The sequence below is a fragment of the Pontixanthobacter aquaemixtae genome (genome assembly GCF_009827395.1).
Taxonomy (GTDB): domain Bacteria; phylum Pseudomonadota; class Alphaproteobacteria; order Sphingomonadales; family Sphingomonadaceae; genus Pontixanthobacter; species Pontixanthobacter aquaemixtae.
Window position 1 is genome coordinate 1 of record NZ_WTYX01000003.1, and the last position, 2,515, is coordinate 2,515.

The following is a 2,515-nucleotide window of genomic DNA, read 5'->3' on the forward strand; positions in this document are numbered from 1 at the left end:
CGGATGAACTGGCGCTTTGGCGCGACCGTGATTATCGGGCTGTTTATCCTGTTCGGCGCGAGCACAATCGTCGCCGGTATCCAGAGCGTTTCTGGTGGTTGAATGACGCAGCTCGTCCGCCATCCCGTTTATCGCGCGCTGACCCGCCCGCAGATGTATGCCGGGGTGACGATGAATTTTTTCATCATCAACATGATGGTGACGACGATTGCGTTTCTGATGCTGAAAAGCCTTTGGATGATTCCAGTGCCGTTCATTACCCACGCAATAGGCTATTTTGCCTGTCTGCGGGAACCGCGCGTGTTTGACCTGTGGATCACCAAAGTCAGCCAATGCCCGCGGGTGAAAAACTGGAAGCGATGGGGTTGCAATAGCTACGCGGCATAGCGGGGATTTTTGCCGGCCTCGAGGAGGGTCCGAGACGAATGAGCAAATGGATCGGAGCTGCGGCCTGGAGCGCGAAGGAAGCTCGCGCTGGCGACCGTTTGCCCTATGCCCACCTAATCGATCCCAACACCATGCTGCTGCGCGATGGTTCTGTGATGACCGCGATCCAAGTGCCCGGCCTGTTGTTCGAAACCGAGGATAGTGACGCGCTCAATGCGCATGCCGCAACGCGCGAAGTGATGCTGCGCTCTACTCTGGATGCGCGCTTCGTGATGTATCACCACGTTATCCGCCGCCGGGTGGAAGTGGAGCTGGACGCAGAATTCGATGATCCGCTGTCCGCGCATATCGACCGGCGCTGGAAGGAGCGGCTGGGCCATGGATCGCTGTTTATCAACGACCAGTTTGTCACGCTGATCCGCCGTCCCGCGCGCGGCAAGGCCGGCTTTGCCGAGCGGATGGCCAAGGGCTGGAAACGGGTGACGTCCGGCGCGCGCGAAGAGCTGGAAGCAGACCCGCGGGATTTGCGCACGCTGAAGGCAGCAGCAACCGGACTGGTGGCATCGCTTTCGGCCTATGGCGCGCAATTGCTGGGCGAATATGAGGGCACCAGCGGCGGAGCAAATAACGAACTGCTCGAACTGCTGAGCGCGCTCTATAATGGCGAAATGCGCCCCGTCCGCCGCCCGCATGAGGAAGCGGATATCGGCCAAATGCTGCCTTATCGCCGCGCCAGTTTCGGGCTCGACGCGATGGAGCTGCGCGGATCGGGTGAAGCGGATTTTGCCTCGATCATCAGCCTGAAAGAATACCCTGACGCGACTTCGCCGGGCCTGCTCGATGGCCTCCTGCGTTTGCCGTACGAAATGGTGGTCAGCGAAAGCTACGCTCCAAGCGAAAGGCAGACCACACGCGAGCGGATGGATTTGGCGATCCGGCGGCTGAACTCCGCCGACGAGGAGGCCGCCGCCGAACGGAACGATATGATGGCCGCGCGCGATGCGCTGGGCAATGGTTCGGTCGGGTTCGGCGATCACCATTTGAGTGTGCTTGTCCGCGAAAAGGATCTTGGCTTGCTCGATGAAGCGACCGCCGCTTGTTCGGCTGCGCTGGCCGATACCGGCGCAATTGCAGTCCGCGAGGATACCAATCTGGAACCCGCCTTTTGGGGCCAATTCCCCGGTAACGAGCATTTTGTCGTGCGCCGCGCGCTGATCTCCAGCGCCAATATGGCAAGCTTCGGATCGCTTCACGGATTTGCGCTGGGTCAGGCGGAAAACAACCATTGGGGCCAAGCGGTAACGCTGCTCGAAACGACCAGCGCAACGCCATTCTTCTTCAATTTCCACCACGGTGATCTGGGCAATTTTTCGGTCATCGGCCCGAGCGGGTCGGGCAAGACAGTGGTGATGAATTTCCTCGCTGCCCAGGCGCAAAAATATGCGCCGCGCACAATCCTGTTCGACAAGGATCGCGGGGCCGAACTGTTCGTTCGCGGAATTGGCGGGCGCTATGACCGGATCAATGCGGGAGAGCCCACCGGTTTCAACCCGCTGGCTTTGGAAGACAATCCGGTCAACCGCGCGTTCCTGCGCGATTGGCTGGGAGTGCTGCTCGAAGCCGACGGGCCGGAAGAACGCGCAACTATCGCTGCGGCAGTCGATGCGACTTACGCCAATCAGCCAAGCTTGAGACGCCTGCGGCATTTCAAGGAACTGCTTGCCGGTGCGCGCCGCCCGAAACCGGGCGATCTTGCCAGCCGCCTCGATGCGTGGATCGGGACTAAGGGCGATGATGGCGGCGAGCATGGCTGGCTGTTTGATAATGAGAAAGACAGGCTCGATCTCGCCAAGCGTGTGCTTGGCTTTGACATGACCGCGCTGCTGGAAAATCCCAAGCTGCGCACGCCGACGATGATGTATTTGTTCCACCGGATCGAGCAGCGGCTCGATGGCGAACCGACGATGATCCTGATCGATGAAGGGTGGAAAGCGCTCGACGATGAAGTGTTCGCCGCGCGCATTCGCGATTGGCTGAAAACTTTGCGCAAGCGCAATGCGCTGGTCGGTTTTGCGACGCAGTCTGCGCGCGACGCGCTCGATAGCCGGATTTCAACCGCGCTGGTCGA

At 60.2% G+C, this 2,515-nt stretch carries 2 protein-coding genes and 1 pseudogene; all 3 read left to right on the forward strand.

The genetic code is table 11. From position 1 onward, the window contains the following. Positions 1 to 102: pseudogene (locus GRI41_RS14185) on the forward strand (TrbC/VirB2 family protein); the annotation flags it as partial. Continuing rightward, positions 103 to 387 carry a type IV secretion system protein VirB3 gene (locus GRI41_RS14190; protein ID WP_160605906.1) on the forward strand — a complete coding sequence of 95 codons (285 nt, stop codon included), beginning with the start codon at positions 103 to 105 and terminating at the stop codon, positions 385 to 387. Positions 388 to 425: 38 nt separating this feature from the next. Further along, on the forward strand, positions 426 to 2,515 hold a 2,090-nt coding region (locus tag GRI41_RS14195), incomplete at its 3' end, for a VirB4 family type IV secretion/conjugal transfer ATPase (protein ID WP_160605907.1).